The sequence below is a fragment of the Serratia sp. MF1(2023) genome, assembly GCF_030954545.1.
Taxonomy (GTDB): domain Bacteria; phylum Pseudomonadota; class Gammaproteobacteria; order Enterobacterales; family Enterobacteriaceae; genus Serratia; species Serratia sarumanii.
Genome location: NZ_JAVHUX010000011.1, coordinates 77,202 through 83,773, shown reverse-complemented (window position 1 = coordinate 83,773; position 6,572 = coordinate 77,202). Strand labels below are relative to the sequence as shown.

Genomic DNA, 6,572 nt, shown 5'->3' with positions numbered 1-6,572 from the left:
TGAACTGACCCCCAGAAGTTGGACGATGTAAATTCAGGCGGCCTTCATGGCCTGGGTTCGATACTCTACCGGACTCAGGCCTTTTAGTTTCTCTCTGAGGCGGCTGTGGTTATAGTAATCAATGTAGTTCTCTATTTCTTTTGCCAGGTGTTCTACGTTATCAAAGCGTTGTAAGTAATACAGTTCCGCTTTCAGATGGCCGAAGAAGTTCTCCATCACTGCATTATCCAGGCAGTTCCCTTTGCGAGACATGCTCTGTTTTATTCCTTTTTCCCGTAACTGATGTTGGTAAGCCGCCATCCGGTAATGCCAGCCCTGGTCACTGTGCAACACCGGTTGTTCGTCTGGCTTCAGTTTGCCCAGCGCCTTGTCCAGCATGGTTTTTACCAGCGTAAACTCTGCCCTGCGCGCCAGTTCATACGCGATGATTTCACCGTTGTACAAGTCAAGAACCGGTGAGAGGTACAGCTTGTCTTCACCTACCCGGAACTCCGTCACATCAGTTACCCACTTTTGATTGGGACGCTGAGCAACAAAGTCGCGTTGCAGGAGGTTGGGCGCCACCTTACCGACATCCCCCTTATAAGAACGATACTTTTTGCTGCGAACCAATGACTTCAGTTGCTGCGCCATCATCAGCTTTTGGACAGTTTTATGGTTCAGTCCGTGCCCTTCATTTCGCAGAACACAGGTCACGCGGCGATAGCCGTAACGGCCTTTATGGGCGTGGAAGATGGCCGCCACACGCTGTTTGGCTTCCCGGTATTTGTCCGGCACTGTGCTGTTTTTACAGCAATAATAATAGGTGCTGCGAGGCAAAACGCTGACCCGCAACAACAGATTCAGACCGTGTTTCTGCCTTAATGCCGTGATGATTTTTGCCCTTTCCGACGCGCCCTGGCGTCGTTCTCTTGCATCAAGGCTCTCAACTTTTTTATGTAGTCATTCTGTGCACGCAGGAACGCGATTTCCTCCCGCATTTCTTCCGGCGTCAGTTCATCGGGCGATTTATCGGCATAGGGGGTTTTGGGATGTTGGGACATGTGGTGACCACGCTTATCCAGGTTGAGGGCTTCGGCCCCTTTCTCCTGATAAAGCTTAACCCAGTGCTCCAGCGTCGTGTAGGAGGGAATGTCGAATCTGGCGGCAACGTCCGCTAACGACAGCGGATTAGAACGGGCAAACTCGACGGCGGCAAGCTTGAACTCTGGCGTGTAGCGTCGCCGACGTCCGGGTTGCAGGCCCGACTCGCCATGGTGTTGATAGGCGGCAATCCAGCGCCGCAACTGGACATGAGCGACGGAGAACTTTCTGGCGGTTTGCCGCTGGCTGCCAAGCCCGGCAAGGTAATGCCGGACGGCACTGAGTTTGTCTTGCAGCGAAAACTTCATAGAACTGCACCTCCAAATGTCAGATGTGTCCAACATTTGGGGTGCAGTTCATTGGGCGCCCTTTCTTTTAACCTTTATATACGCATCCCGCAGTACAGGTCTCTTTCACCATCACCGCAGTCAGTTCCGGCAACTGGGGCTTGAGCTGCTGCCAAATCCAGGCGGCGAGCACTTCGCTGGTGGGATTTTCCAATCCTGGAATATCGTTCAGATAATGGTGATCCAGCCGTTCCCAGATCGGGGAAAACACAGCCTTGAGCTCGGCGAAATCCATCACCCAACCGGTGTGGGGATCCACTTCACCGGTCACTTCCAGACGCACCATAAACGAATGCCCATGCAGACGGCCGCACTTATGGCCCTCCGGCACGTGGGGCAAACGGTGTGCGGCTTCAAACTGAAAATCTTTAAACAGCGTGGTTGCCATTATTACGGCCTCATTGACTCAAAAACCGCCGCATAGTACCGGAAAGCGCGTCTGCTTGCCATTTATACCGTTATGGTCTACCGCCGCGATAACCGCGCCCGGTTAACACTTTTTTTGTTTGGTGTTTGCGGCACCTATCGGCTGGGGTAATGAGCCGAAATGTTGAACGGTGAAAAAACGATGAAAAAAAGCGCTTTAATTTCATCTGGATAAAAAACTTTGTTTAACGGTTTAAGCGTTATCCCTTACCGGAAAAACAGCTTAGTCATTTTGGTTATGATTTATTGCTATCCCTTATTTAATCGTTGCTATTCTGCTCGGTAACCTTACAAACTCTCCTGATCTTTTCCGCACACCCGACGCAGCGAAGAGACAGCGACTGACACTGGCGCGCGCCTGGCAGGAAAGGCGCTAAGTATAGGAAATAAGTACAGCAATGACGACTCAGGCTCCTCCAACATCTTTGCTCCCGCTGACGCCCGAGCAGCTGGCGCGCTTGCAGGCGACGATCGGCGACTATTCGCCGACGCAGCTGGCGTGGCTGTCCGGCTATTTTTGGGGCATGGTCAATCAACAGCCCGGAGCCGTGGCCATTGCGCCTGTCGCCCCTGCGGCTGCCGCCGGCATCACCATCATTTCCGCTTCGCAGACCGGCAATGCGCGCCGCCTGGCGGAGCAGCTGCGCGACGATCTGCTGGCCGCCAATCTGAGCGCCACGCTGATCAGCGCCGGCGACTACAAGTTCAAGCAGATAGCTCAAGAGCGCCTGCTGGTGATCGTCGCCTCTACGCAGGGGGAAGGCGAGCCGGCGGAAGAAGCGGTGGCGCTGCATAAATTCCTGTTCTCGAAGAAGGCGCCGAAGCTGAATGACACCGCTTTTGCGGTGTTCGGGCTGGGTGACACCTCTTATGAGAATTTCTGCCAGTCTGGTAAGGATTTCGACGGCAAGCTGGCCGAGCTGGGCGCCGAGCGCCTGGTGGAGCGCGTAGACGCCGACGTGGAGTACCTGGAACTGGCCGCCGCCTGGCGCAAACAGGTGGTGTCGGTGCTGAAGGCGCGCGCGCCGGCGGAAAGCGCCGCACCGGGCGTGTTGGCCAGCGGCGCGGTCGATCTGATCGACAGCAGCCCGTACAGCAAGGAACAACCGCTTACCGCCCAGCTTGCGGTCAATCAGAAAATTACCGGCCGCGCGTCGGATAAAGACGTGCGCCATATCGAAATCGATCTGGGCGACTCCGGCCTGCGCTATCAGCCGGGCGATGCGCTCGGCGTATGGTTCGACAACGATCCGGCGCTGGTGGACGAACTGGTGCAGCTGTTGTGGCTGAAAGGCGACGAACCGGTCGAGGTGGAAGGGCAAACCCTGCCGCTGGCGCAGGCGCTGCGCAGCCATTTCGAGCTGACGCAGAACACCACGCCGATCGTCGATAAATACGCCGCGCTGTCGCGCGATGAAACGCTGATCGGCCTGTTGGCGGATAAAGCCGCGCTGCAGCAGTACGTGCACAACACGCCGATCGTCGACATGGTGCGTCAGGCGCCGGCGGATCTGAGCGCCGAACAGCTGGTCGGCCTGCTGCGCCCGCTGACGCCGCGTCTGTACTCCATCGCCTCTTCGCAGGCGGAGAACGAAAGCGAAGTCCACATCACCGTGGGCGTGGTGCGTTACGACATCGACGGGCGCGCCCGCAGCGGCGGCGCCTCCGGCTTCCTGGCGGATCGCCTGGAGGAAGACGGCGACGTGCGGGTGTTTATCGAACACAACGACAACTTCCGCCTGCCGGCCAACCCGGAAACGCCGGTGATCATGATCGGCCCGGGCACCGGCATCGCGCCGTTCCGCGCCTTTATGCAGCAGCGCGACGCCGACGGCGCCGGCGGCAAAAACTGGCTGTTCTTCGGCAACCCGCACTTCACCGAAGATTTCCTGTATCAGGTCGAATGGCAGCGCTACGTGAAAGACGGCCTGCTGACCCGCATCGATCTGGCCTGGTCCCGCGACCAGCAACATAAAATATACGTACAAGACAAACTGCGCGAACAGGGCGCGGAAGTGTGGCGCTGGATTCAGGAAGGCGCGCACATTTACGTCTGCGGCGATGCCAATCGCATGGCGAAAGACGTGGAAAACACATTACTGGAACTGGTGGCCGAGCACGGTGGCATGGATACCGAGCAGGCGGATGAATTTTTAAGTGAGCTGCGCCTTGAGCGCCGTTATCAGCGAGATGTTTACTGATGAGTGATAAACACCCCGGGCCTTTGGTAGTCGAAGGCAAACTGGCCGATGCGGAGCGCATGAAGAAGGAGAGCAACTTCCTGCGCGGCACCATCGCCGAAGATTTGAACGACGGCCTGACCGGCGGCTTCAACGGCGACAACTTCCTGCTGATCCGTTTCCACGGCATGTACCAGCAGGATGACCGCGACATTCGCGCCGAACGTGCCGAGCAGAAGCTGGAGCCGCGCCACGCCATGATGCTGCGCTGCCGCCTGCCGGGCGGCATCATCAGCCCGCAGCAGTGGCTGGGCATCGACAAGTTCGCGCAGGAGAGCACGCTGTACGGCAGCATTCGCATCACCAACCGCCAGACGTTCCAGTTTCACGGCATTCTGAAAGGCAACGTCAAACCGGTGCACCAGCTGCTGAACCGCCTAGGGCTGGACGCGTTGGCGACCGCCAACGACGTCAACCGCAACGTGCTGTGCACCTCCAACCCGGTGGAATCCGAGCTGCATCAGGAAGCCTACGAGTGGGCGAAGAAGATCTCCGAACACCTGCTGCCGCGCACCCGCGCCTACGCAGAGGTGTGGCTGGATCAGGAGAAGGTGGCCACCACCGACGAAGAGCCGATTCTGGGGCCGACCTACCTGCCGCGCAAATTCAAAACCACGGTGGTGATCCCGCCGCAGAACGACGTCGATCTGCACGCCAACGACATGAACTTCGTGGCGATCGCCGAAAACGGCAAGCTGGTAGGCTTCAACCTGCTGGTGGGCGGCGGGCTGTCCATCGAACACGGCAACAAGAAGACCTACGCGCGGCAGGCCAGCGAATTCGGCTACATTCCGCTCGAGCATACGCTGGCGGTGGCGGAAGCGGTGGTGACCACGCAGCGCGACTGGGGCAACCGCACCGATCGCAAGAACGCCAAAACCAAATACACGCTGGAGCGCGTCGGGGTGGACGTTTTCCGCGCCGAAGTGGAAAAGCGCGCCGGTATCACCTTCGCGCCGGTCCGGCCGTATGAATTCACCGGCCGTGGCGATCGCATCGGTTGGGTGAAGGGCATCGACGATCAATGGCACCTGACGCTGTTTATCGAGAACGGCCGCCTGCTGGACTATCCGGGGCGCCCGCTGAAGACCGGCATGGCGGAGATCGCCAAGATCCATAAAGGCGACTTCCGTCTGACGGCGAACCAAAACGTGATCATCGCCGGCGTGCCGGCAAGCGAGAAGGCGAAGATCGAAGCCCTGGCGCGCGATCATGGCCTGATCGACGACGAGATCAGTGAGCAACGCAAGAACTCGATGGCCTGCGTATCGTTCCCGACCTGCCCGTTGGCGATGGCGGAGGCCGAGCGCTTCCTGCCGCAGTTCGTCACCAAGGTGGAAGGGATCATGCATCGGCACGGGGTGGGTGACGAGCATATCGTGCTGCGCATCACCGGCTGCCCAAACGGCTGCGGCCGCGCGCTGTTGGCGGAGCTGGGGCTGGTGGGCAAGGCGGTCGGCCGCTATAACCTGCATTTGGGCGGCAACCGTGAAGGCACGCGCATTCCGCGCATGTACCGCGAGAACATCAACGAAGACGAGATCCTGAGCGAGATCGACCTGTTGGTGGGGCGCTGGGCGAAGGAGCGCAACGCCGGCGAAGGCTTCGGCGACTTCACCATCCGCGCGGGCATCGTCAAACCGGTGCTGGATCCGGCGCGAGATTTCTGGGAGTGAGGCCGGGCGGCCCCTGGGGCAGAGGGGCCGCACAGGTAATTTCAAGTAGCAGGAGAGACAACATGGCTGAATTCGATCTGGCGGCGCTGAACGCGTTGCCCAAATCCGGGCAGGCGCTGGCATTGGCGGTGGTCAACGGCCAACTGGAGACCCTCAGCGCCGAACAGCGCGTTGCATGGGCGCTGGAGCATCTGCCCGGCGAGTTCGTACTCTCGTCCAGTTTCGGCATTCAGGCGGCGGTATGCCTGCACCTGGTGACGCGCATCCGGCCGGATATCCCGGTGATCCTGACCGACACCGGTTACCTGTTCCCGGAAACCTACCGCTTTATCGATCAACTGACCGACCAGCTGAAGCTGAATCTGCAGGTGTTCCGCGCCGAACAGTCTCCCGCCTGGCAAGAGGCGCGCTACGGCAAACTGTGGGAGCAGGGCGTGGAAGGGATTGAGAAGTACAACCAGATCAACAAGGTCGAGCCGATGAATCGCGCGCTGGAGACGCTGGGGGCGCAGAGCTGGTTCGCCGGCCTGCGGCGCGAGCAGTCCGGCAGCCGCGCCAATCTGCCGGTGCTGGCGGTGCAGCGCGGGGTGTTCAAGATCCTGCCGATCATCGACTGGGACAACCGCAAGATTTACCAGTACCTGACCGAACATGGGCTGAGCTATCACCCGCTGTGGGAGCAGGGCTACCTGTCGGTAGGCGATACCCACACCACCCAGAAGTGGGAGCCGGGCATGAGCGAGGAAGAGACGCGTTTCTTCGGCCTGAAGCGCGAGTGCGGCCTGCACGAAGGCTAAACG

5 protein-coding genes are annotated in these 6,572 nt (G+C 59.2%); 3 read left to right on the top strand and 2 right to left on the bottom strand.

All coding sequences use genetic code 11. The annotated features are described in order from the left end of the window. Positions 1-33 precede the first annotated feature (33 nt). A protein-coding gene (locus REA38_RS06725; protein ID WP_154232789.1) for an IS3 family transposase occupies positions 34-1,391 on the bottom strand; the annotation gives its coding sequence in 2 pieces (ribosomal slippage) (positions 34-915 and positions 918-1,391; 1,356 coding nt in all). Positions 1,392-1,458: 67 nt separating this feature from the next. Then, positions 1,459-1,818 carry a 6-carboxytetrahydropterin synthase QueD gene (gene queD, locus REA38_RS06720; RefSeq protein ID WP_004932638.1) on the bottom strand — a complete coding sequence of 120 codons (360 nt, stop codon included), beginning with the start codon at positions 1,816-1,818 and terminating at the stop codon, positions 1,459-1,461. 436 nt (positions 1,819-2,254) lie between these two features. Between queD and cysJ the strand changes: the two genes are divergently transcribed. The 3 genes from cysJ to REA38_RS06705 all read left to right on the top strand — a co-directional run bounded on the left by cysJ (position 2,255) and on the right by REA38_RS06705 (position 6,569). After that, positions 2,255-4,057, top strand: coding sequence for an NADPH-dependent assimilatory sulfite reductase flavoprotein subunit (gene cysJ / locus REA38_RS06715; RefSeq protein WP_308885406.1), 1,803 nt, complete (start codon positions 2,255-2,257; stop codon positions 4,055-4,057). Next, positions 4,057-5,772, top strand: coding sequence for an assimilatory sulfite reductase (NADPH) hemoprotein subunit (gene cysI / locus REA38_RS06710; protein WP_060452766.1), 1,716 nt, complete (start codon positions 4,057-4,059; stop codon positions 5,770-5,772). The genes cysJ and cysI overlap by 1 nt, the downstream gene beginning before the upstream one ends. 62 nt (positions 5,773-5,834) lie before the next feature. Continuing rightward, positions 5,835-6,569, top strand: a complete 735-nt coding sequence (locus REA38_RS06705) for a phosphoadenylyl-sulfate reductase (protein WP_016929052.1) — start codon at positions 5,835-5,837, stop codon at positions 6,567-6,569. Positions 6,570-6,572: the final 3 nt, after the last annotated feature.